21 protein-coding genes and 1 pseudogene are annotated in these 22,430 nt (G+C 71.6%); 11 read left to right on the top strand and 11 right to left on the bottom strand.

Features of this window, described 5'->3' with window-relative positions; translation table 11 throughout:
• Positions 1–4 precede the first annotated feature (4 nt).
• Together murQ and AB5J50_RS23210 are read right to left on the bottom strand one after the other, a co-directional pair.
• Entirely contained in the window at positions 5–940 is a 936-nt protein-coding gene (gene murQ, locus AB5J50_RS23215; protein WP_369260315.1) for an N-acetylmuramic acid 6-phosphate etherase, read from the bottom strand.
• A gap of 190 nt (positions 941–1,130) precedes the next feature.
• Complete coding sequence (locus AB5J50_RS23210) at positions 1,131–2,051, bottom strand: MurR/RpiR family transcriptional regulator (RefSeq protein WP_369260314.1); 921 nt, start codon at positions 2,049–2,051, stop codon at positions 1,131–1,133.
• A gap of 55 nt (positions 2,052–2,106) precedes the next feature.
• On the opposite strand from AB5J50_RS23210, the gene AB5J50_RS23205 reads away from it, so the two are divergent.
• Both AB5J50_RS23205 and AB5J50_RS23200 read left to right on the top strand, forming a co-directional pair.
• Positions 2,107–2,502, top strand: a complete 396-nt coding sequence (locus AB5J50_RS23205) for a hypothetical protein (protein ID WP_369260313.1) — start codon at positions 2,107–2,109, stop codon at positions 2,500–2,502.
• The gene (locus tag AB5J50_RS23200; RefSeq protein WP_369260312.1) at positions 2,499–2,765 is read left to right on the top strand and encodes a DUF4031 domain-containing protein; all 267 of its coding nucleotides are present in this window, start codon (positions 2,499–2,501) and stop codon (positions 2,763–2,765) included. Before AB5J50_RS23205 ends, AB5J50_RS23200 begins: the two co-directional genes overlap by 4 nt.
• Before the next feature lie 2 nt (positions 2,766–2,767).
• On the opposite strand, the gene AB5J50_RS23195 is transcribed toward AB5J50_RS23200, so the two are convergent.
• The 4 genes from AB5J50_RS23195 to AB5J50_RS23180 all read right to left on the bottom strand — a co-directional run bounded on the left by AB5J50_RS23195 (position 2,768) and on the right by AB5J50_RS23180 (position 6,486).
• Positions 2,768–3,895, bottom strand: coding sequence for a GNAT family N-acetyltransferase (locus AB5J50_RS23195; protein WP_369265489.1), 1,128 nt, complete (start codon positions 3,893–3,895; stop codon positions 2,768–2,770).
• 29 nt (positions 3,896–3,924) lie between these two features.
• Complete coding sequence (locus AB5J50_RS23190) at positions 3,925–5,133, bottom strand: Cmx/CmrA family chloramphenicol efflux MFS transporter (protein WP_369265488.1); 1,209 nt, start codon at positions 5,131–5,133, stop codon at positions 3,925–3,927.
• A gap of 246 nt (positions 5,134–5,379) precedes the next feature.
• Positions 5,380–5,739: a hypothetical protein gene (locus tag AB5J50_RS23185; protein ID WP_369260311.1), complete on the bottom strand. Its 360-nt coding sequence runs from the start codon at positions 5,737–5,739 to the stop codon at positions 5,380–5,382.
• Between the two features lie 102 nt (positions 5,740–5,841).
• On the bottom strand, positions 5,842–6,486 hold the full coding sequence (locus AB5J50_RS23180) for a hypothetical protein (protein ID WP_369260310.1): 645 nt from the start codon (positions 6,484–6,486) through the stop codon (positions 5,842–5,844).
• Between the two features lie 47 nt (positions 6,487–6,533).
• On the opposite strand from AB5J50_RS23180, the pseudogene AB5J50_RS23175 reads away from it, so the two are divergent.
• From AB5J50_RS23175 to AB5J50_RS23165, 3 genes and pseudogenes are all read left to right on the top strand, one after another.
• A pseudogene (locus tag AB5J50_RS23175) lies at positions 6,534–7,243 on the top strand (maleylpyruvate isomerase family mycothiol-dependent enzyme).
• A 130-nt stretch (positions 7,244–7,373) separates the two neighbouring features.
• Positions 7,374–8,063, top strand: a complete 690-nt coding sequence (locus tag AB5J50_RS23170; protein ID WP_369260309.1) for a copper homeostasis protein CutC — start codon at positions 7,374–7,376, stop codon at positions 8,061–8,063.
• A 335-nt stretch (positions 8,064–8,398) separates the two neighbouring features.
• A complete protein-coding gene (locus tag AB5J50_RS23165; RefSeq protein ID WP_369260308.1) occupies positions 8,399–9,637 on the top strand; it encodes a serine protease in 1,239 nt (412 codons plus the stop codon).
• 66 nt (positions 9,638–9,703) lie between these two features.
• Here the strand turns inward: AB5J50_RS23165 and AB5J50_RS23160 are convergent, their stop codons facing one another.
• The gene (locus tag AB5J50_RS23160) at positions 9,704–10,882 is read right to left on the bottom strand and encodes an MFS transporter (RefSeq protein WP_369260307.1); all 1,179 of its coding nucleotides are present in this window, start codon (positions 10,880–10,882) and stop codon (positions 9,704–9,706) included.
• 92 nt (positions 10,883–10,974) lie between these two features.
• Here AB5J50_RS23160 and AB5J50_RS23155 point away from each other — a divergent pair, with 92 nt between their 5' ends.
• Complete coding sequence (locus AB5J50_RS23155; RefSeq protein WP_369260306.1) at positions 10,975–11,370, top strand: ArsR/SmtB family transcription factor; 396 nt, start codon at positions 10,975–10,977, stop codon at positions 11,368–11,370.
• A gap of 13 nt (positions 11,371–11,383) precedes the next feature.
• Here the strand turns inward: AB5J50_RS23155 and AB5J50_RS23150 are convergent, their stop codons facing one another.
• On the bottom strand, positions 11,384–13,414 hold the full coding sequence (locus AB5J50_RS23150) for an ATP-binding domain-containing protein (protein ID WP_369265487.1): 2,031 nt from the start codon (positions 13,412–13,414) through the stop codon (positions 11,384–11,386).
• Positions 13,415–13,790: 376 nt separating this feature from the next.
• Here AB5J50_RS23150 and AB5J50_RS23145 point away from each other — a divergent pair, with 376 nt between their 5' ends.
• Together AB5J50_RS23145 and AB5J50_RS23140 are read left to right on the top strand one after the other, a co-directional pair.
• Positions 13,791–13,982 carry a hypothetical protein gene (locus tag AB5J50_RS23145; RefSeq protein WP_327429684.1) on the top strand — a complete coding sequence of 64 codons (192 nt, stop codon included), beginning with the start codon at positions 13,791–13,793 and terminating at the stop codon, positions 13,980–13,982.
• A gap of 87 nt (positions 13,983–14,069) precedes the next feature.
• A complete protein-coding gene (locus AB5J50_RS23140; protein ID WP_369265486.1) occupies positions 14,070–15,191 on the top strand; it encodes a glycosyltransferase 87 family protein in 1,122 nt (373 codons plus the stop codon).
• Here the strand turns inward: AB5J50_RS23140 and AB5J50_RS23135 are convergent.
• Together AB5J50_RS23135 and AB5J50_RS23130 are read right to left on the bottom strand one after the other, a co-directional pair.
• Positions 15,119–16,792: a DNA repair helicase XPB gene (locus tag AB5J50_RS23135; protein WP_369260305.1), complete on the bottom strand. Its 1,674-nt coding sequence runs from the start codon at positions 16,790–16,792 to the stop codon at positions 15,119–15,121. The genes AB5J50_RS23140 and AB5J50_RS23135 overlap by 73 nt on opposite strands.
• 164 nt (positions 16,793–16,956) lie before the next feature.
• Complete coding sequence (locus AB5J50_RS23130; protein ID WP_369260304.1) at positions 16,957–19,500, bottom strand: helicase-associated domain-containing protein; 2,544 nt, start codon at positions 19,498–19,500, stop codon at positions 16,957–16,959.
• 305 nt (positions 19,501–19,805) lie between these two features.
• On the opposite strand from AB5J50_RS23130, the gene AB5J50_RS23125 reads away from it, so the two are divergent.
• Together AB5J50_RS23125 and AB5J50_RS23120 are read left to right on the top strand one after the other, a co-directional pair.
• The gene (locus tag AB5J50_RS23125) at positions 19,806–20,813 is read left to right on the top strand and encodes a hypothetical protein (protein WP_369260303.1); all 1,008 of its coding nucleotides are present in this window, start codon (positions 19,806–19,808) and stop codon (positions 20,811–20,813) included.
• Between the two features lie 47 nt (positions 20,814–20,860).
• Positions 20,861–21,481: an HAD family hydrolase gene (locus AB5J50_RS23120; RefSeq protein WP_369260302.1), complete on the top strand. Its 621-nt coding sequence runs from the start codon at positions 20,861–20,863 to the stop codon at positions 21,479–21,481.
• Between the two features lie 116 nt (positions 21,482–21,597).
• Here the strand turns inward: AB5J50_RS23120 and AB5J50_RS23115 are convergent, their stop codons facing one another.
• Positions 21,598–21,849: a hypothetical protein gene (locus AB5J50_RS23115; RefSeq protein WP_369260301.1), complete on the bottom strand. Its 252-nt coding sequence runs from the start codon at positions 21,847–21,849 to the stop codon at positions 21,598–21,600.
• 196 nt (positions 21,850–22,045) lie between these two features.
• Between AB5J50_RS23115 and AB5J50_RS23110 the strand changes: the two genes are divergently transcribed.
• Entirely contained in the window at positions 22,046–22,429 is a 384-nt protein-coding gene (locus tag AB5J50_RS23110; RefSeq protein WP_327429679.1) for a cold-shock protein, read from the top strand.
• The last annotated feature ends 1 nt before the right edge of the window (position 22,430 follow it).

Here is a 22,430-nt window from a genome sequence, read left to right as displayed (position 1 = left end):
CTGGTCAGCCGGTCGCCGCCGCCAGCGCGGCGCGCAGGTGGCCCTTGCTCTCCTCCAGAAGGTGGGCGGCCGTCGGCCCGTCGACCCCGCCCAGGATCGTCAGGATCGCGTTCTTCACCTCGCCGTCCGTGGCGGCCAGGGCCCGCTCGATCTCCTCGTCCGAGGCGCCCGTCGCCAGCGCCACGATGCGGCGGGAGCGGGCCCGCAGCTTCTCGTTCGAGGCGCGGACGTCGACCATCAGGTTCCCGTACGTCTTGCCCAGCCGGATCATCGTGATCGTCGACAGCATGTTGAGGACGAGTTTCTGGGCCGTGCCGGCCTTGAGACGGGTGGAGCCCGTCAGCAGCTCCGGGCCGACGACGACCTCGATGCCGTGCTCGGCCGCCGCGGCCAGCGCGCTGTGCGCGTTGCAGGACAGGCCGATCGTCAACGAGCCCCGCGCACGGGCGTGTTCGACGGCACCGATGGCGTAGGGGGTGCGGCCGGAGGCGGAGATGCCGACGACGGTGTCCTCGGCGGTCAGGGCGAGCTTCTCCAGATCGGCGGCGGCCAGCTCCTTCGAGTCCTCGGCGCCCTCGATCGACGTGACGATCGCGGTCGGACCGCCCGCGATCAGGCCCACGACCTGCGAAGGGTCGGTATTGAAGGTGGGCGGGCACTCGGAGGCGTCCACGACACCCAGGCGGCCGGCGGTGCCCGCGCCCGCGTAGATCAGCCGGCCGCCGCGGGCCATCCGGGCGGCGATGTCGTCGATGGCGGCGGCGATGAGCGGGAGGCGCCGCGCGACGGCGGCGGCCACCGTCGCGTCCTCGCCGTTCATGAGCGACGCGATCTCCAGTGTGGGCAGCTGATCGATCTCGGCGAGGTCGGGGCGGAACGCCTCGGTCGTCAGCGCCTCCAACTCGGCTCGAAGGTCGGGGTGGTTGGACATGGAGGTCATGAGAGGAGCGGCTCTTTCCGGTGAGGGTGTCGTAAAACGCCCCTGAAAGGGGCGCGGGGAACTGCGCGACCGGCCACAACCGGCCCGCAGTCTCCCAGCTACTTCAGGTCCCCGTTATCCCGCTTTTCGTGCTCTGCGCGCCTTTATTGCTTTGCGCGCATTTTTATTGCTTTACACGCCTTGCGTGAAGTTATCGCCCGCCACGCGGAGTGTGCCGGTGCGCCAGCGCCTCGTACGACGCGGACAACGCCGGCGCCGCCGTCTCGTACGTCCGCTGAGCGACCCCCACGAACAGACAGTCCACGACCAGCAGCTGACTCGTACGAGAAGACATGGCCGCAGGCCGCAGCTCGCTCTCGCGGGCCGTCGACGTGGTGAGGATGTGGTCCGCGTACTGCGTGACGGGCCCGCCCGGGCGGCCGGTGATCGCGACCGTCGTCGCCCCGTGCTCGAAGGCGACCCGGAGCGGTTCGATCACGTCGCCGGTCGAGCCGGAGTGCGTGATCGCTATCGCCACGTCCTTGGCGCGCAGCTGCACCGCGTTGGTGACGGCGAGGTGCGGATCGCTGTGCGAGTGGGCTATGAGCCCGATGCGCAGCAGCTTCTGGGCGAGATCCTGGGCGACGAGCCCGGACGCGCCGACGCCGTAGATGTCGATGCGGCGGGCCACCGCGAGCGCGGCGACGGCCGCGCCGAGCTGGACCGTGTCGAGTCCGGCGGCGGTGTCGGCGAGGGTCTGCTGCTCGTCGTAGGCGAGTTTCGCGACGACGTCCGCGAGGGGGTCGTCGACCGCGATGTCGGCGGTGACGGCGGGCGCGCGCCCGGACTGCTGCTGGGCGGCGAGCCCGGCGAGCGCCAGGCGCAGATCCCGGTACCCGGGGTAGCCGAGGAGACGGGCCGTCCGCACGACCGTGGCCTCGCTGGTGCCGGTGAGCTCGGCGAGGCCGGTGACCGTAAGGGCCGCGCAGCCGGCCGGGTCGGCGGCGACGGCCTCGGCGACCCGCTGCATGGAGCGGGTCATCGAGGGGGCGAGTGTCCGCACCTTGGCCGCGAGGGCGGCGGGGGCGGGCGGCGCCTCTCCCGCGAAAATTTCCTTCACGTCTTGGGTCACTCTTGAAAGATATTTTCCTTTGGGGCATACGGTCAAGGGTGCGCACAATGGGGACATGGACCCCTCCGGCAACCCCGTCAGCCCCATGGAGCAGGCGCTGCACGCGGCGCGTGCCCTCGTGCTCGCCGATCTGATCGCGGGCGAGGTCGCCGAGGCGGACGTCGTCTCCCTGGTCGAGGACTCGGTGGTGCAGCGCCGCTGGTGGGTCGAGCAGTGGCCGGAGGGCAAGAACTACGTCGCCGGGCTCGTCGCCCAGGACGTCCAGGACGCCCTGCTGGAGCGCCACGGGCGGTGGCCGCTGTGCCCCGTCTGCGGCTCCGGGGACCCGCACGCCCTCGACGTCGAACCCGAGTTGGGCCCCGACCCGCACTGGGTGTGCCACAAGGCGGGCGTGAAGGTGGCGTCGGTGGGCTCCCTGGGCTCGGCGGCCGGCGGAGCCGCGTCCTCGTGACCGTCTACATCGACCCGCCCACCTGGCCCGGGCACGGTCGCCTGTGGTCCCACCTGATCAGCGATGTCTCGTACGACGAACTGCACGCGTTCGCCGCCGAGTTGGGCGCCCCGCCGCGCGCCTTCGAACGCGACCACTACGACATACCGTCGCACCGGTACGAGGATGCCGTGCGCGCGGGAGCGGTACGGGTCAGCAGCCGCGAGGTGGTGCGACTGCTGTACGGGGCGGGGCTGCGGCGGCGGAAACATCCGGGGAAGTAGCCTCAGCCCTCCCGGGCGTACAGCCGCAGGGACCGGTCCATGCCGTGCAGCTCGTACGCGTACTGCTCCACGTCCTCGCTCACCCGCTTGAACCCGGCGCGCGAAATGACGCCCAGGGACGGGGTGTTGGCCCGGTCGATGGCCGCGAAGAGAAGCTTGACGTCGTCGCGGGCCAGGGCCCAGGCGGAGAGGGCGCGCAGGGCCTCGGTGGCGTAGCCGTGGCCGCGGGCGTTCTCCGCGAGGTCGTAGCCGACCTCGGCGCGGTCCTCCTCGTCGGGGACGCCGTGGAAGCCCATCCCGCCGACCGCGCGGCCGTCCTCCCGCCGTACGAGCACGAACATGCCCCACTCCGGCCGGTGCACCCCGCCCTCGTACGCCTTCACGACCATCCCGGCGGCGTCCCGCGTGCCCTCGAACGGGCCGCCCTCGATCCACTCGAAGCCGCCGGTGCCGCCCGCGCTCAGATCGGCGGCGGCTGCCGGGGTGACCCCCTGGAGCGTGAGCCGCTCGGACTCGATCACCAGGTTGTTGGACCAGCGCCACTCGGTGACCGGGTCGCGGCCGGGCAGTTCGCCGCGACCGGTGGCCCACAGGAGGGTGCGCCAGGGGGCGTCGGGCTCGGGCCGGACCTGCGGGAAGATCCGGGTGAGGACCCACTCGCAGAGCGCGGCCGGGGGTTCATAGGCGAGCTGGAGCCCCTCGGCGATGTCATACGTGTGCAGCAGGACCTCGGCGACGCCCATCGCGGCGAAGCCCTCGCGGTTCGCGCTGCGGAACGGGTACGGGTGGTAGGCGCGCACCTCGCGGGGTGTCGTACGGATGGTGGCGGTGAGCAGGGCGCCGGTCGTCTCGAGCACGTCGACGACGCCCGCGCTGTCGGTATCGTCCTCCATCACGATCTCGAAGGGGACGTACGCCTTCGTGGCCCGTCCGGCCAACTGCCCCGCGTACGCGATGAGAGCACTGGCGGTGTGCTCGGCGGTCTCCCGGCAACTCCACTCCAGGCTCCCCGCGTTGACACTGTCCCAGTCAGTCCCGGCCGCGACCGCGGCGCGCAACAGCGCCACGCTCCCCGCGACGGCTTCCGTCACCCGGTCCGCCATCTGGTCCGCAGCCATGTCCCCGCCCATGTCTCCCATGCGGGCGAGGATAGGTCGGATCACGCTTGCGTACGTACCGATTTGTTCGCGCCGCCCGCCCTGGTCACGACGCGTGAGTTCCGCGTACGGCGATGCAGCCGCAGTGCGACGGCGGCCACGCCGATGGCGAGGGTGGTCATGGCCGCGCCCGCCCATGCGGTGGAGGTGTAGCCGAACCCGGCGTCGATGACCGCGCCGCCGATCCAGGGCCCGCAGGTGTTGCCCAGGTTGAAGGCGGCCGTGGTCGTGGCCCCGGCCAGGGTGGGGGCGGCCGCGGCGACGTTGAACATCCGGGCGTTCAGCGCGGGGGCGGTGTAGAAGCAGGCGACCCCGAGGAGGAAGGAGAGAACCACGGCGCCGATCGCGTACTGCCCGAAGAGGGCGAGCCCGACGAGGATGACGGTGTCGGCCGCCATACCGCTGATCAGCACGCCGAAGAGATGCGCGTCGGCGAATCGTCCCCCGACGGTGGTCCCGATGAGCGCGCCGACCCCGAACAGCGCGAGCACGGCGGGCACCCACCCGTCGTCGAGCCCGGCGACATCCGTGAGCAGCGGCGCGAGATAACTGAACGCGCAGAACACACCGGCGGCGCCGAGCATGATGACGCCGATGGACAGCCAGACCTCCCGGTTCCGGAAGATGCGTACCTCGCGCCTGAGCTGCGGCTTCTGGGCGGGGAGAGGGATACGGGGGATGAGCGTGACCACCCCGAGGAGCGCGATCGCCGAGGCGGCGGCGACGGCCCAGAACGCCGACCGCCAGCCGAGCCCCTCGCCGAGGAAGGCCCCGGCGGGCACCCCCAGCACATTCGCGATCGACAGCCCCCCGATCATCACGGCCAGCGCCCGCGCCCGCGCGTTCCCCGGCACCATCGCGACGGCCACCGCCGCCCCGATCGCCCAGAACCCCGCGCAGGCGAGAGCACTGACGACGCGAGACGCGAACAGGACGCCGTAGGTCGGGGCGAGGGCGCCTGCTACCTGGCCGAGCCCGAAGACGGTGATGAGGGCGACGAGGGTGGTGCGGCGGGGGAGTCTGAGCGTCGCCACCGCGAGGAGGGGTGCTCCTACGACCATGCCGATCGCGAACGCCGAGATCAGCAGGCCGGCTTGGGGGATGGTGACGTCCATGTCCTCCGCGATGGGCGGGAGGAGGCCGGAGAGCATGAACTCGCTGGTGCCGAGGGCGAAGACGGAGAGGGCGAGGATGTAGACGGCCAGGGGCATGCGGGGGCGGGCGGTTGGGGTGGGTGTATCTGGGGGCAGGGCTCGGGGAGTTGGGGCCATGTCCCCTTCGTACGGCGTTCAGTGGTCGGCGTCGAACCAGTTTTCGGCTTCGTGGTGGAAGCCTAGGCGGGTGGCTTCGGCGGCTACTTCGCGGAAGGGGCGTTGGAGCAGGAGGGCGTCCCGGGTGCCTCGTACTGGGCGAGCCCGATCAGCAGGGCCTTGTAGCGCACCGATCCGGCACCGCTCTCAGGACGGCCGCTTGAAGACGAGCGTCAGCCCGCGAGTGCCCTGTACCTGGCCGGTCCCGATGAGCTGGATGCCGCCGCTCGCGGTGACCTGGAAGGAGAGCTGGGCCTCGGCGAGCGGGAGGGTGCCGCCGCGGGCCGAGGCGTCGGCGAAGAGCTGCTGGAGGGCGTCGACGGTCGTCGCGAGGTTCTTGCGCAGGGGGCCCAGCGGAACCGAGCGCAGGACGGCTTCGCTGTCGCGGCCGAACAGCCCCATCGAGTCCGTCCCGTCCGTCCCTTCGTCACCGTCCTCCGTGACGCTGACCCAGAACGGCAGGGTCTGCTCCGAGAGTTCGTTCGGCTGGTCCGTTCCCTGGTCCATCCCCGGTCCTTCCCCCGCATGGTGGCTGGACCAACCTTAGGGCTCGGAAGGGCAGTTGAGCAGGCAAACGGTCACTCGGGTGGGCGGGGGACCGATGATCCGTCACCCTGTGAGCAGCTCCAGCTCGGCGCCGATGTTGTACCGCGCGGTCGCCTCCCACTCCGCCGCCCCGTACGGCGTGTGGAACAGGCGGGGCAGGTCGAGGAGTTGGCGCAGGATCGCGGCGCGGCCCTCGCGGAAGGCGTCGTTCGGGACGAAGGCGTACTCCTGGCGGACGGCGGCGGTGTAGGCGGCGTACGCGTTCGGGGACGAGGCCAGGATCGCCAGGTCGGCATCGCACAGGACCTGGCCGTTGCGGTCGTCGTCGGCCGGGTCGTGGGTGACGGTGAGGCGGACCAGACGGGCGACTTCCTCGGTCCACTCCTCGGACACCCCGGCCTCGGGGAGCGCGCGCTCGGCGAGGCGGGCGGACCGCTCCTCGTTCTCGGAGCGGTCGGGGAAGTACACGGCGTCGTGGAACCAGGCGGCCAGCCGCACCAGGTCCGGGTCGTCCGCGTGCTTCTCCAGTACGTCGATGTGGTCGAGGACCGCCTTGAGGTGCGTGACGGTGTGGTAGTGGCGCTGCGCCTCCTGCCAGCGGGTGAGGAGGTTGTCGGCGTACGGGACCGGGTCCGGGCCGCCGCCGGGCGCCCGGGCTTCTTCCAGGGCACGGGTCCAGCGGGTGCGCAGGGCATCGAGATCGACCATGCGTCTATTCTCCCGCGCGCTGCCCCGGAGCCCCTAGCGTGAAGACCATGACTCCTGCTGACGTTCACGACGTACGCGACCCCGAGCTGCCCGGACGGCTTCTCGCCATCGAGCGTGACGCGCTGATACCGCTGCTGCGGTCCAGGCCGGACGAGGACTTCGCGCTGGCCACCACCGCGTGTCCGGGGTGGACCGTGCGGGACGTGCTCGCGCACTGTTCGTCCGCGCTGATCCGGGTGGTGGACCGCCGGTTCGAGAAGGGCGTGTTCAGCCCGGAGTGCAACGACCGGGACATCGCCGAGCGCGGCGACTGGTCGATGGGTGAGGTCATCGACGAGCTGGAGCGCGGGATGACCGAGGCCGGGCCGGTGATCGCCAAGGCGGGCGGTGTGCTCGATCCGGTCGCGCTGGGCGTGGGGGTCCCCCCACGCCCTTAAGGCAGTGGGGGAGGGTGCACGCCGGTGACGTGCGCGAGGTCTTCGGGGAGCCGGGGGCGTACGCGGGCGACGGGCTGCCCCACGCGCTCACCCTTCTCGCGCGGATCACCCGGGAGAAGGGGCACCTGCCGCTCCACGCCGACCTGGACGATGCGGACGAGCCGCTGCGGCTGGGCGAGGTGTCGGGGGCGCGGACGCCCGCGCGCTACATCGGCGACGCCGCCACCCTCGTACGGCTGTATTCGGGGCGTCCGCTGGAGGGGGCACGGTACGAGCTGGCCGGAGCGGAGGAGGGGGAGCTCAACATCTTCGGAGAGTGACCGGATTCCCCGCGGACCAGGATTCCCCGCCGGCCCGGACGCCTCGCGGCGATCTTCTCGCGGGGGAGCGGCATCTCGGCGTACTCTTGGATTGGACTAGACCTGTAGTCGCCCAAGGGGAAGAGGTCCTATGAGCAAGCGCGCAGTCCTGGAGGTGATCGCCCTCGGTGTGGAGGACGCGGTCGCCGCCCAGGCCGGAGGTGCGGACCGGCTGGAGCTGGTCACCGACATGGCTGCCGACGGACTCACTCCGCCGGTCGAGAACTTCGTCGGGATCCGCGCCGCCGTCGACATCTCACTGCGCGTGATGCTCCGCCTGGCGGACGGCTTCGCCGCGGGGGACGTCGACGAGTTGGTGCGCGTCGCCAGGCAGATGCGTGCCGCCGGGGCGGATGAGTTCGTGCTCGGGTTCCTCGACGAGCACGGCGGCCCCGACCTCGCCGCCGTGGAGCGGATCGTCGCCGAGCTGGACGGCTGCCGCTGGACCTTTCACCGTGCGATCGACCGTGCCGCCGACCGTGATGCCCTGCGCAAGCAGCTCGCGGACCTGCCGGGCCTCGATGCGTACCTCACGGCCGGCTCCCCCGAGGGCGTGGACGACGGCCTCCCCACGCTCGTCGCCGAGGCCGCACGCAGCGGTGAGCCCGGCTACGAGCCGCGGATCATGGTCGGCGGCGGCCTCCGCCTCGACCATGTGCCGCCGCTGCGTGCCGCGGGGGTCGACGCCTTCCACATCGGCGGCGCCGCCCGCCCTGGCGGCTGGGCCGGCCCGGTCTCGGTGGATGCGGTGCGGGAGTGGCGGGTGGCGCTGGACGCGTAGGGGGCACGTGGGGTGTTCTTCGCCCCCGCCGCCCCTACCCGTCCCATCCCGTTCCTGGGGGCTGCGCCCCCAGACCCCCCTAAAAGATTGCGCAGTTCCCGCGCCCCTTAAGGGGCGCGGGGAACTGCGCGACAAGCCCCCACCCACCCGCAGCCAAAGAACAACCCCCACGCACCCCACCACCGAGGTCACAGATCCGTATCTGCCCGGTAGTTGTTGTGTGTTGAGGGTCTCGTGGCGATCACGGGCCGCCCCCGTGCGTGCATATTAGGGAAGCCCCGGTGAGCCGGGGCATGACAAAGCGCACGTGCACAGCAACAGGGGGACAACGCTCCATGCCATCCATACGCAGCCGCTCGCTCGCGGCCGCCGCAGCCGTGATCGCGGCCATCATGGTCACCACCACGGCCTGTGACAGCAAGAAGGACGACGCGGCCGACGCGGCGCCCTCGTCGTCCGCGCAGGCGGACAAGAACGTGGACACCGGCGGTGACGACGGCGGTGTCTCCATCGGGGGCTACAAGCTGCCCGCCGGTATCCCGACCGACCTCAGCGGCGCCGACCTGGACAAGTGGAAGAACGGGGGGTGGAAGGACTACAGCAACTGGGCATCCAAGGCTGAGGACTTCGCCAACCCGTACATCGAGGACTTCTGGACGCCGGAGCGCATCGCCTCGGCCAAGGAGATCGCCGGTGACATGCCGACCGTCGCCAAGTCGACCAACATGAGCTCCGGTTCGGGCGGCGCCGTCTACGCCTACGAGCCCGACGGCCCGGTCAAGAAGTACAAGGCCACGCGGGTGAAGTCCACGTACCACCACTACGCGGCGGCTGTGGGCAAGCTGTTCTTCAGTACCCCCGAGGGCGAGTACGTGTGCTCCGCCGCGGTGGTCTCCGACCCCGCGCACCCGGGCAAGTCCAACATGGTGTGGACCGCGGGCCACTGTGTGCACGGCGGCAAGGGCGCGGGCTGGTACCGCAACATCGCCTTCTACCCGTCCTTCAACAACAAGGCCAACCTGAACATCCAGCAGGCGGTCCAGAACGCCAACTCCCGCAGCGTCTCGCCGTACGGCAGCTACTGGGCCGACTGGGCCATCACGTCCAACAACTGGATCAAGGGCGGCTCGGGCCACAGCGGCACCTGGGCCTCCACGTACGACTACGCCGTGCTGCACGTCAAGCAGCCCAAGGGTCACAAGTCGCTTCAGCAGCAGGTCGGTGCGGCCCTGCCGGTGTGGTTCAACGCCCCGGCGGCGAACAAGGTCAAGAACATGAAGGTCCGCGGCTACCCCGCCGCTTCGCCCTACGAGGGCTCGAAGATGTACGACTGCCGTGGTGCCACCAAGCGCTACGTGCTCGGCACCAGCTACCCGAGCAAGTACCCGGCCGAGTACCAGGTCGGCTGCACCATGACCGGCGGCGCCTCGGGCGGTCCCTGGTACATGTCGCACAAGGGCCGCAACTACCTCGTGTCCAACACCTCGTTGGGCGGCAACGGTGCGCTGACCGGGCCGCGCCTCGGCACGGACGCCAAGGCGGTCTACCAGGCCATGTGGAAGAAGTTCAAGTAACAAACCCCGAACGACTGGGGAGTTGAGGTGGCCGCGGTGCTCATGAGTGCCGCGGCCACCCCTGTATCAGGCCCGGACCGGGGCGGGTTTCGCCGCGGTCCGCGCCGGGTGCGCTTCCCGTGTCGTGAACGCCGCCACGGTCACCGCCAGTGCCGCCAGCCCCGCCCCCGCCAGCAGGAACCAGCGGTCTCCGAACAGTGAGATCGCGAGGCTTCCGGTGCCGCCGGCCGCCGCGATGCCCAGGTACAGCGCGCTGCTGTTGAGGGAGATGAGCAGGGGGGCGTTCGCCGGGTCGAGGGAGGCGAGGCGGGCGGTGAGGGCGACCGCGATGGACCAGCCGACGAGTGGGGTGAGCGCGGAGGACGCCAGCGCGGTCGGCAGGGACTGGAGCGTCCAGGGGAAGGCGGTGGCGAGCGCCAGGTACGCCGTGCCCGAGGCGAGGATCACCGGTCGCGACCCCCACCGGTCGACCAGCCGCCCTCCGAGCTGGCCGCCCCCCACGGACGCGAATCCGGAGACCAGGAGCAGCAACGTCAGCCGGTCCTGATCGCCGCCGGTCGCGGGGTAGGTGGCCACCGTGTAGTAGATGTAGGTCGTCTGGAAGGCCAGGAAGACCAGGAACGTCGTGAGGGCCGCACCCAGGACGCGGGGGTTGGCGAGCGGCGTCAGCCGCTCGCGCAGGGTCAACCCGCCTACGGGTTGCGGCAGTTCGCGCAGCAGCAGTGCGAGCCCGGCGAATGCGGCCAGCCCGAGCGCCGTCACCAGCCACATCGTCAGCCGCCAGTCGGTGCGGCCGATCCAGGTGCCCAGCGGAACCCCGAGAGCGGTGGCGGCGGTCAGCCCGCCCATCACCACGGCGATGGCCCGCCCGCGCCGCTCGGGCGGTACGAGCGAGGTGGCGACGGCGTTGGCCGTCGGCGTGTAGAGCGCGGCGCCGACGGCGGCCAGTACCCGGGTGGCGAGCAGGACGCCGTACGAGGGAGCCAGTGCCGTAAGGGCGTTGGCGATGCTGAAGACGGCGAGTGCGGTGAGCAGGGCGCGGTGGCGGGGCCAGCGGGCGGTTGCCGTGGCGAGCACGGGCGCGAGCACCGCGTACGAGAGGGCGAAGACGGTCACCAGTTGTCCGGCGACCGTGATGGAGACGTTCAGATCGCGGGCGATGAGCGGCAGGATGCCGGCCATGACCATGCCATCCGTGCCCACGGCGAAGGTGCCGAGGGCGAGCAGGAGCAGTCGTAGGCGCACGGGGGTCCCCCAAGAGTCCTGAACGGTTTGACGTTGGTCAAACAATAAAGACTGTTGGATGATTGTCAAACGGTAAGGAGAGAGGTGCGCCCGTGAAGTCCGTGAAATCCGTGAGCTCCGTGAAGTCCGTGAAGTCCGTGACGGACGAGGAAGGCGAGTGGCTGCCGCAGCCCGACGCGGACGACATCGAGCTGGTCAAGGTGCTGCACGCGCTTGGTGACCCGGTGCGGCTGTGGCTGCTGAAGAAGTACGCGACCGGCGAGCAGTTCAGCTGCGCCCCGGACGTGCTCGGCGTCGGCCATCTGCACAAGTCGACCGTCTCGCACCACATGCGGATCATGCGTGAGGCCGGGCTCACCTCGACGCAGGTCGTCGGCCGCAACCGCTTCGTGCGGCTGCGCCGTGACGACCTCGACGCCCGGTTCCCCGGCCTCCTGGACGCGCTGCTGAAGGCGCTTCCCGATTCCCTGCCCGACTTCCCTTCCTGATCCCTGTCCCTGATCAGGCGAGCTGGGGCGGCAGCGGTGCCGCGTGCGTGACGATCAGGCCCGAGACCGCTCGGGTCAGGGCCACGTACAGGCGGCGCAGCCCGGTCCGCTCGTCCGGTTCGCCGTCGACCACGGCCTGTGGCTCGTCCAGGACCACGTAGTCGTACTCCAGGCCCTTGGCGAGCGAGGCCGGTACGAGGGTGAGCCGGGTCTCGGCCGTCGTCTCCTCGCCCGGGCCGAGATACGTCAGCCCGGCCGCCGCCAGCGCTTCGGCGAGGACGGGGATGCGGGCGTCGGCGGCGATCAGACCGGTGGAACCCTCGTTGCTCAGCAACTCCCGTACCGCTTCGACGACTTCGGCTTCGATGACTTCGGCCTCGACGACTTCGGTGTCGGTCGCGCCGGTGTCGGTCTCGCCCGTGTCGGCCGCGCCGGTATGCGCCCGCACCTCGAAGAAGCCCGGGTTCTCCCGGACCGACGCCACCGGGGTCAGTCCGGGCGCGATGTGCGGCAGCAGCCGGGACGCGTACGTGATGACATCGGTGGGCACGCGGAAGCCCGCCGTCAGCTCCTCGATCACGGCCTCGTCCTTGCCGAGATGGCGCAGCGCCTCGTCCCAGCTCCGCGTTGCCCACGGGGTCGTCCCCTGCGCCAGATCCCCCAGCACGGTCGCCGAACCGGTCGTGCAGCGCCGGCCCACGGCCCGGTACTGCATCGGGGAGAGGTCCTGCGCCTCGTCGAGCACCACATGCCCGAGTGAGTGCGTGCGCTGCACGAGGTCGGTGGCCTCGTCGATCAACACGGCATCCGCGGCAGACCACTTGGCGGACTTGACGCTCCGCACGGGCTTGAGCCAGAGGATTTCCTTCTGCTCGTCCTCGTCGAGAATCCCCTCCGCGTGTACGGCGAGGAAGTCGGCGTCGGAGAGCAGCCGCAGGACGAGTTTGGCGGGGTCGACGGGCGGCCAGATCGCCTTGACCGCGGCCTTCACGGCGGTGTTGCGGGCGACGGCGTCCTGCACCCGGTCGTCCGGCGCCTCGCCCGACCGCTCCATCTGCACCAGCACGGCGTGTGCGATCCGCTGCGGAAGGGCCTCGCGGGCGGCGCCGTACCGGATGTCGCGGTCGAGCAACTCCCGGACGATCTCCTCCAGTTCGTACGCCGCCACCCGCCAGCGCCGCGAACCGCGCACGACGACGACCGGCTCGGACGGCAGGGTCACATGCGAGCGCACGGCCCGCCGCAGCACTTCCGCCATCCGGGCGTCGCCCTTGATGACGGCGGCGGTCGCGTCGTCGCCTCCGCGTACCTCGACATGGGCGACGAGGTCGTCGACGGTCGCCTGCTTGACCTCCAACTCGCCGAGAGCAGGGAGGACTTGCTCGATGTAGTGCAGGAAGGACTTGTTCGGCCCGATGACCAGGGTGCCGGTGCGGGCGAGCCGCTCCCGGTGGGCGTACAGCAGATACGCGACGCGGTGCAGGCCGACGGCGGTCTTTCCGGTGCCGGGGCCTCCCTGCACACAGACCGAGCCGGACAGCCCGGACCGTACGATCTCGTCCTGCTCGGGCTGGATGGTCGCCACGATGTCGCGCATCGGGCCTACGCGCGGCCGCTCGATCTCCTGCTGGAGCAGCTTGCTGGTGGCCGCGGCCTCGGCGGGGTCGGAGAGGTGCTCGTCCTCGTACGCCGTGAGGTCGCCGCCCGTGTATCCGAAGCGGCGGCGCAGCCCGACGTCCATGGGGTTCTTCTTCGAGGCCCGGTAGAACGGCTGCGACACCGGCGCGCGCCAGTCGATGACCATCGGGTCGCCCTCGGCGTCGTGCACATGCCGCCGCCCGATGTAGAAGCGCTCGCCCTCGGCGCCCTCCGCCTTGTCGGCGCCCGGCGGGTGCAGGTAGTCGAGCCGCCCGAAGAACAGCGGGGTGTGACTGAGGTCGGCGAGGGCCTTGATGCGCTCGTCCATCTGGCGCTGGAGCACCGCGGCGTTCACCCAGTTCGCGGTGACGTCACGGATGTCGAGGCTCTCGACGTCCTCGCGCATGGCGCGCAGGGCGGCGCGGGACTGGCCGAGGTGGGTCTGCTCGCGGGAGAGGGGATCGTCGGACGGGGTGGACACGGGGGTTGCCTCCGGGGACCTGCTGCGTGGGTGATTCCTGGATGCCGTCCGGTTTCCGGCCGGACAGCGGCACTCCGTGACAGGAGGCGGGCAAGAGCGGAGATTCTAGGTGACCGGAGGATGCGGAGGCCAATGGTTTTCCACGGCCCGGGAACGGTCTCAGGGGTGCGCCCCCGGGGACCCTAGGGGGCGGGGTCCGTCGTGAGGTGTACGGCGGGCGGTCGGCAGGCGTACGAGGGGGCCAGCGAGGTTCGGTCGGAAGGCCGACGCCATCGGGGGCTCGGAGTTCCACCATGGATACATGAGCGCAGCAACCTTCACCCCAGGCCCTGTCCACCCCGGTCTCCCCAGCGGCGCGACCGCCGCGACCTCCACCCACCACCGCCACCGTCTCGGCGACGCCCTGCGCGCCGTCAAGGTGTTCGCAGGCGCGGCGCTGCGGGTCGTCCTCCTCGGCGAATACGAAGAGGAAGCGGGCGTACGACGCCGGTGAGCCGTCCGCCGGGGTGAAGTCCCCCGGCACTAGGGTCACTCCGTGCTTCAGCGGAAAGTGACCACGTCGTCACGCACAGAAGTCACCCTGCTCGCCCTCTCTTTCGCCGCCTTCTCCGCGCTGTGCGTCATCACACGCGCCCCCATGGCCGACGCGCTGGTCTACCGGGCCGAGGGCGCGGCCGTACTGAACGGCACGGATCTCTACGGGTTCGCCGTCACCGAGTGGCAGCTGCCCGCCACGTACCCGCCCTTCGCCGCGCTTCTCTTCGTGCCGACGGCCTGGCTCGCGCCCGGCGCCCTCAAGGTGGCCTTCGTCGCCGGAAACGTGGGCCTGCTGGCGGTGCTGGTCCGGCTCTCCTGCCGTTTCGCGGGACTTCCGGTGCGACTCCCGGCGCTCTGCGCCGCCACCGCCTTCGCCCTGTGGCTCGAACCCGTCTTCCAGACCGTCCTCTTCGGTCAGATCAACCTGGCCGTCGTCTGCCTGATCCTCTGGGACCTGACCCGGCCGCCCGGCGCCCCCGGCAAGGGCATCGCGCTGGGCATCGCCGCCGGGGTGAAACTCACGCCCGCCGTCTTCATCGCGTACCTGCTGCTCAGGCGCCGCCGTCGGGAGGCGGCAGGCGCCGTGTCGGCCTTCGCCGCGACCGTCCTGCTGGGCGCGCTCGCGCTGCCCGCCGCGAGCGTCGAATTCTGGACCCGGCGGCTGTACGAGACCGGCCGCGTCGGCAAGGCATGGATCGTCGACAACCAGTCGCTTCAGGGGCTGATCGCCCGCGCCCTGGGGGAGCCGGCACCGGGCCTCGCCTGGGCGCTGCCCGCGGCGGCGGTCGGGTGCGCGGGCCTGTGGCTGGCGGCCCGCAGGGCCGGGGACGAGCGCTGGGGCATCCTCGGGACCGCGTTCACGGCCCTCCTGGTCTCCCCGATCAGCTGGTCGCACCACTGGGTGTGGTGCGTCCCGCTGATCGCCGTGCTGTACGCGGACGGCCGCCTCCGCCAGGCAGCGACCGTCACCGCGGTCTTCGCGGCCCGCACCCTCTGGCTGATCCCGCACCAGGGCGACCTGGACCTCCGACTCCCCTGGTGGCAGCAGCCGTTGGCGGCGCCGTACCCCCTACTGGGGTTGCTGCTGCTCGCTCAGCTGTCGGTCCCGGTCCCGGTCTCTGTCCCGGTGTCGGTGAGCAACTCGTCCGCGTCCATGATCCGGTAGGCGTACCCCTGTTCCGCCAGGAAGCGCTGGCGGTGGGCGGCGAAGTCCTGGTCGATGGTGTCGCGGGCGACGACGGAGTAGAAGTGCGCCTGGTGGCCGTCGGCCTTGGGGCGCAGCACCCGCCCGAGCCGCTGGGCTTCCTCCTGCCGTGACCCGAAGGTGCCGGACACCTGGATGGCGACGGTCGCCTCGGGCAGGTCGATGGAGAAGTTGGCGACCTTCGACACGACGAGGACGCTGATCTCGCCCTCCCGGAAGGCGTCGAAGAGCTTCTCGCGCTGCGCGTTGCTGGTCTCGCCCTTGATGACGGGCGCGTTCAAGTGCTCGCCCAGCTCGTCGAGTTGGTCGATGTACTGGCCGATCACGAGGATCTGCTGCCCCGCGAACCGCCGCACCAGCGCCTCGGTCACCTTCCGCTTGGTGGCGGTCGTGGCGCAGAAGCGGTACTTCTCCTCGGTCTCGGCGGTGGCGTAGGCGAGCCGCTCGGAGTCGGTGAGATTGACGCGGACCTCGACACAGTCGGCGGGCGCGATGTACCCCTGTGCCTCGATCTCCTTCCAGGGCGCGTCGAACCGCTTGGGCCCGATGAGGGAGAAGACGTCCGACTCGCGCCCGTCCTCACGGACCAGGGTGGCGGTCAGGCCCAGCCGCCTGCGCGCCTGGAGATCGGCGGTGAACTTGAAGACGGGCGCGGGCAGCAGATGCACCTCGTCGTAGACGATGAGCCCCCAGTCACGGGAGTCGAAGAGCTCCAGGTGGGGATAGATCCCCTTCCGCTTGGTCGTCAGCACCTGGTACGTCGCGATGGTGACCGGCCGGATCTCCTTGCGCGTACCGCTGTACTCGCCGATCTCGTCCTCGGTGAGACTCGTGCGCTTCACCAGCTCGTGCTTCCACTGCCGGGCCGAGACGGTGTTGGTGACGAGGATGAGGGTGGTGGCCTTGGCCTGCGCCATGGACCCGGCCCCCACGAGCGTCTTCCCGGCACCGCAGGGCAGCACGACGACCCCGCTGCCGCCGTGCCAGAAGTTCTCCACGGCCTGCCGCTGGTACGGGCGCAGCGCCCAGCCGTCCTCGGCCAGCTCGATGGGGTGTGCCTCCCCGTCGACGTATCCGGCGAGGTCCTCGGCCGGCCAGCCCAGCTTGAGCAGCGTCTGCTTGATCTGCCCGCGCTCGGAAGGGTGTACGGCGACGGTGTCCGGGTCGATCCGGGCGCCCACCAGCGGCGCGATCCGCTTGGAGCGCAGCACCTCTTCGAGCACGGGCCGGTCGGTGCTGGTGAGGACGAGCCCGTGCGCCGGGTCCTTGCTCAGCGTGAGCCGCCCGTAACGGTCCATCGTCTCGGCGATGTCGACGAGCAGCGCGTGCGGCACGGGATAGCGGCTGAACTCCACGAGTGCGTCGACGACCTGCTCGGCGTCGTGCCCCGCGGCCCGCGCGTTCCACAGCCCGAGCGGCGTCACCCGGTACGTGTGAATGTGCTCGGGCGCCCGCTCCAGCTCCGCGAACGGCGCGATGGCCCGCCGGCACGCGTCCGCCAGCTCGTGATCGACTTCCAGCAGGAGTGTCTTGTCGCTCTGGACGATGAGGGGTCCGTTCACACCCGTCCCTTTCTGCGTGCCGGCATCCCAGCGCGGATGCCCGGCCAAACGTCCAGTGTGCCCCATCCGGCTCAGAACCCCAGGGGCTGTGTCTTCCACCACGCGCAGAGGACGTCGGCGTCAGCGTCGGTGTCGGGGTCCGCGTCGGCGTCGACGGTCCGGGGTCAGGCCTGGTCGTCCGCCAGCTCCGCGACCCCCGTCACCCGGTGCAGCGGATACGTGCGGACTTCGTCCGCCGTGTGGTCGTACGCCGTGACGAAGCCGCCCTCGACGCGGATCGGGGCGATGACGCGCTGGGTGGCGGCGCCCTCGGCGTTGACGTAGCCGATCCAGAGGGATTCGCCGGTGAGGACGGCGGCCTGCATGGTGGCGAGGGTCTCGGCGGAGCTGGTGCGGGGGAGCTCGCCGTTGCCGGGGTGGTCGGTGGCCGCGTCCTGCTTGCGGGGGGTCGTGGAGGCCAGGTCGCCGGCGCGGATGGCGCGGATCGCGGCGCCGAGGAGCGTGGCGTCGGGAACCGGGGGGCCGTCCGGGACGGGCTCGGGTGCGGTGCGCGGCGGGGTGCGGTGGGCGTGCGCGCGGGTGATCAGGACATCGCCCTCGGCGGACTCGGCGGCGGGCGCGAAGCCCATCGCGCGGAGGCCTTCGAGGAGGGCCGCCGGGTCGGCCTGGGCGGCCAGGACGGTGGGCGCCAGGCGGCGCAGCCGCAGACCCTGCGAGCGCTTGTCGGCGAGGATCTCGTTCAGCAGCGCGTCGTCGTCGCAGCGGACGTACGCCGACGCCGCGCCGATCCGCAGATGGCCGTGTCTGCGCGCCACGTCGTCGATGAGATACGCGAGCGGCTGCGGGACCGGTGTACGGGAGTGGGCGGCCAGGAACGCGTGCAGGTCCGACGCCGAGCGGCCCGCGTCCAGCGCGCGGCGCACCGAGGCGGGAGTGAAGCGGTAGACCGTCGCGCCGCCCTTCGACTCCACGTCCGCGAGGACGCCCAGCGTGTCCGCCAGGGGGCGCTCCAGGGGGCCCGGGGCGACCGCGGTCAGGTCCGCCTGGAGGAGGACGTGGTCCAGCGGCTCCGGGAGGAGGGGGGCGAGCAGCCGGGCGGCCCGGGTGGCGGCCGCGGCCTGTTCGGCGGGGGAGTGACCGGCCTCGGGGAGGGCGTGGTGCCGCTTGTGGGCGGGCAGCTTGTCGCCCGGGCCGGTGGGGGTGGTGGGCTCGCCCTCCAGGGCGGACGGTGACGGGAATCCCAGCAGGGCCCGTCCCTGCGCCGACAGCGCCCCCCGGCCCGTGATTCCCAGCAGCTCCGCCTCGGACAGGGTCCAGCGGGCCAGCCGGGTGCGCAGGTCGTCCGTGGCGGACCGGTCGCCCCGCAGGGGGCGCTCCCAGTGCAGACGGGCGAGGACGGAGTCCGCGGTGGGGGAGGCGCCCTCGGGGAGCGCGGCGAGGAGGGTCAGCACGCGGTGGCGGACCTCGGGGGCGGCGGAGCGGTCCAGGCCGGGCCCGAGCGCCGAGAGCGTACGCTCCTTCGCGTCCCGCGCGCCGACCAGCCCCGCCGTCCGCGTCGCCACCAGCCACGCCGAGGCGAGCCGCGCCCAGCGCTCGGCGGCGGGCAGCTCCAGCCACTCGTCGTACCCGGGCGTCGCCGCGTACCGCTCGTCGGCCTCGCCGTCCGAGGCCAACAGCCCCGCCGCGTAGGCGAGCTCGACCCAGAACGCGGCGATCGGCTCCGACAGGTCCAGTGCCACCGCCGTCCGCTTCAGGTCCCGCACGCTCAGCCCGCCCGCGCGCAGCACCGCCGGACCGCCCTCGTGCCAGTCCTTGAGCAGTTCCTCGACGGTCGCCAGCGCCGTGTACGCCTGGCCGGCCGCCGCGGCGTCCACAACCTGTGGACGGTGGGTCCGCGCCGCCTCGACAGCCGGCGCCACCGGCTCCGCCGCCCGGTGCGCGCGGCCCGCCCGCAGATGCAGGGCGACCTCCCGGGGCAGTACGACCGTGCCGGGCGCCGTCGGCAGCAGCAGCCCGCGGTCGATCAGCCAGCGCAGATGCCGTGCCGGGTCGGCCGTCACCTGGCCGTACGGCGGCCCCCACACCAGCCGCGACAGCACGTCCACCGACTCGGCGGGCGCGTCGTCGAGCAGCGCCGACATCCGCGCCCGGTCCGTGAACAGGCCGGTGAGCGACGCGACGGCGGACACGGAGTCGTGGGTGGTGGGCAGCCCGGCCGCCGCCACGATCTCCTGGATACGGCCCGGAGACATCCCCGCCGTGGCTTCGGCGACCGTCGGGCCCAGACCCGTCGGGGACGGGTGCTGCGGGGACGGCGCGAGCAGCTCCCGTGCCGTCCGTACGAGGCGGAGGCGGTCGTCGGGGCCCCAGGCCAGGGCCTGCTCGCGGAGCGTCCCGAGGGCGCGCGGGAACGCCGCCGTGACCGCCGGGTCGCGGTCGTCGCCGGCCATCAGGCTCATGAGCTCGTCGTACGTCGCCGGGTCCGCCGCCACGGCCAGGGCTTCCGCGGTCTGCAGGGCGAAGCGGTCCAGGCGTTCCAGGGCGCGGACGACCGAGGCGCGGGTGCCGGCGCGGGTGGCGAGCTGGGTGAGGTCCGTGGGGACGGGGGTGATCAGGTCCGGGCGGGACCTGAGGAGCGTGGACAGTGAGGTGTCGTCCCGCGTGCGGAGGGCTTCCGCCAGGGAACGCGGAGCGGTCTCGGTGCTCATCCTGTCAACGGTAGCGGGTGGGTTGCGCAAGGGGAGTCCTTCGCCCCCGCCGCCCCTACCCGTCCCATCCCCAGGGGCTCTGCCCCTTCGACCCCGTTCGGTTGTGTGCCGGGTGCGGGTGGGTGGGGGCTGGTCCAAAAGATTGCGCAGTTCCCCGCGCCCCTAAAACGGGCGCGGGGAACTGCGCAATCTTTTAGCGGGGGTCTGGGGGCGCAGCCCCCAGGGATGGGGCGGCGGGGGCGAGGGAAAACCCGGTACCTTCGTCGGCACGGGGTAATCAACGTGCCCGCCCCGGAGGGGACTTCGTGGGGATTGAGAGTGACCAGCTTGTCTTCGACTACCTGAGCCGGGTCGGAGACCTGGCCCAGCAGCGGCAGCTGCCGTCGGCGACGCGGATGCGGCTGGTGTCGGAGCTGCGGAACGAGATCGACCGCCGCAGGGCGAAGTCACCCGTCGACAGCCCCGCCGCCGTCCGCCGCATCCTCGCCCGCCTCGGCACCCCCGACGAGATCGTCACGGCAGCCGGCCGCAGCGACGACGCCGCGCCCGGGACGGAGCCGTGGGCCGCCGTCCCCACCCAGCGCGCCGCCGAACCGGAAACCCGTCCCAAGGGCCTGCGCCGCGTCGTCCCGAGGCCGCGCCCCGCGGAACCGGAACCCACCGAGAACGCCGACGCCCCCTCCCCGCCACACCTCGCGAGCGCGCAGGAACTGGGCGACAGCGCCACCCAGCCCGACTGGTGGCGCGTGGACAGCAGCCCGTTCGGGCTCGGGGACAGCGTGCCGGGGTTCGTCGGAGGCGTGGAGATCCCCGAACTGCTCAAGCCGCCGCCCGAGGAGAAGCCCGCCGAGGAACCGAAGCCGGGGGCCAGGCAGTCGGCCAAGCAGCCGGCCAAGCAGGCGGAAGCGGTTCCGGACGACGAGCTGGATGCTGTGGAGGAGAAGCCGGCGCGTCGCCGCCTCCTCCCGGGCCTCAGCGGCTGGAGCAACCCCCTCCTCCTGCTCGCCGCCGCCCTCCTCGTCGCGGGCGCCGCCCTCGGCAACTGGTTCGCCCTGGGCCTCGGCTGGCTCATCGCCTACGCCTCGCGCCGGCTGACCCCCGCCGAGTCGAAGTGGGCGGTCCTCGTGCTGCCCGGCCTGGCCGCCACGGCCGGCATCGTCTGGCTGTGGGGCCGTACGAACGGCCGCTGGGGCGCCCCCATCGCCGAGGGACACATGAACGACGCGGTCACCGAGACCTGGCCCTGGGTCGTCCGCGGCGCGGCCGTGGCCTCCGCCCTGTACCTGGTGTGGCGGTCACAGCGCCGACGCTGACCCCTTGGACCGATGGCTCCCTGGGCTCCCTTGGCTCACTTGGGACAATGGCCCGTATGACTTTCCGCGCGCTGACCGTCGGCTTCGACCTCGACATGACCCTGATCGACTCCCGCCCCGGTATCCGCGCCTGCTATCAGGCACTTTCCGCGCGGACGGGCACGTACATCGACTGCGATCTGGCGGTCACGCGGCTCGGGCCGCCGCTGGCGGACGAGCTCGTCAACTGGTTCCCGGCGGACGAGGTCCCGGCGGTCGCGGACCTCTACCGTGAGATGTACCCCACACACGCCATCACCGGCACACTCGCGATGCCCGGCGCCCGGGAGGCCGTCGCGGCCGTGCACGCGACGGGCGGGCGGGCCGTCGTCGTCACCGCGAAGTGGGAGCCCAACGCCAAACTGCACCTGGAGCATCTGCGTATCGACGCGGACGAGGTCGTCGGCAACCTGTGGGCCGAGCAGAAGGCGGAGGCGCTGCGCGAGCACGGCGCGAGCGTGTACGTCGGCGATCACACCGGAGACGTACGCGGCGCGCACACGGCGGGCGCGTACGCCGTCGCCGTGACCACCGGCCCGTGCGACGCCGGGGAACTGCGCGCGGCGGGCGCGGATGTCGTCCTCGCCGATCTCACGGAGTTCCCGGCGTGGCTGGAGAGCTACAGCTGACCGGCTCCCGCCAGGTCCTGCCGGCCTAGGGGGCTTCTGATGGATCTCCGCGGCGTCGCGACGCCCGGCACGCCCTCTCGCCGCTCCTTCTCCCACGGAGATCCATCAGAAGCCCCCTAGCTCCGCGCGGCGCGTGCCCGGCGGCGGCCCTCCGCGATGGACTGGAGCACTCCGGCTGCGGCCAACAGGAATCCGACGCCCATGAACATGCTCAAGCCGAACATGTATGTCGGAAAAGGAGTCGTACCGAGCAGCAGCGGTGCCACGGTGACCAGTGTGGCCACGGCTCCGATGAAGAAGACGATGGCACCGGCACGGATCAGCCGGTCACCGGCTTCGGGGGAATTCGCTTGGGTTTTGTCACGCACCGGACCAGGGTAGTTCCCAGCGCGAAGGAACAATCCAGCGACGTCTTGTCACCAGCCGCCGGACCATTAGCCTTGGTACCGGCGGGTCCGACGACCCGCTGTAGTGCTATCCAGAGCCGTTTAAGGGCAGTTGCCCATGCAACCGCCCGAGCAGTTTTCAGAGCAGTTTCCGACGAGTACGAGGACGAGGACAGACGTGCCTACCGGCAAGGTCAAGTGGTTCAACAGTGAGAAGGGCTTCGGCTTTCTCTCCCGCGACGACGGCGGCGACGTCTTCGTTCATTCCTCGGTCCTGCCCGCCGGAGTCGAAGCTCTCAAGCCCGGCCAGCGCGTGGAGTTCGGCGTTGTCGCCGGTCAGCGCGGCGACCAGGCGCTTTCGGTGACCATCCTGGACCCGACCCCCTCCGTGGCGGCCGCGCAGCGCCGCAAGCCGGACGAACTGGCTTCCATCGTCCAGGACTTGACGACCCTCCTCGAAAACATCACGCCGATGCTGGAGAAGGGCCGTTACCCCGAGAAGGCCTCCGGCAAGAAGATCGCGGGCCTGCTGCGAGCGGTCGCCGACCAGCTCGACGTGTAGG

It is taken from the genome of Streptomyces sp. R35, from assembly GCF_041053035.1.
GTDB lineage: Bacteria > Actinomycetota > Actinomycetes > Streptomycetales > Streptomycetaceae > Streptomyces > Streptomyces lutosisoli.
This window is presented reverse-complemented; position numbering and strand designations above follow the sequence as displayed.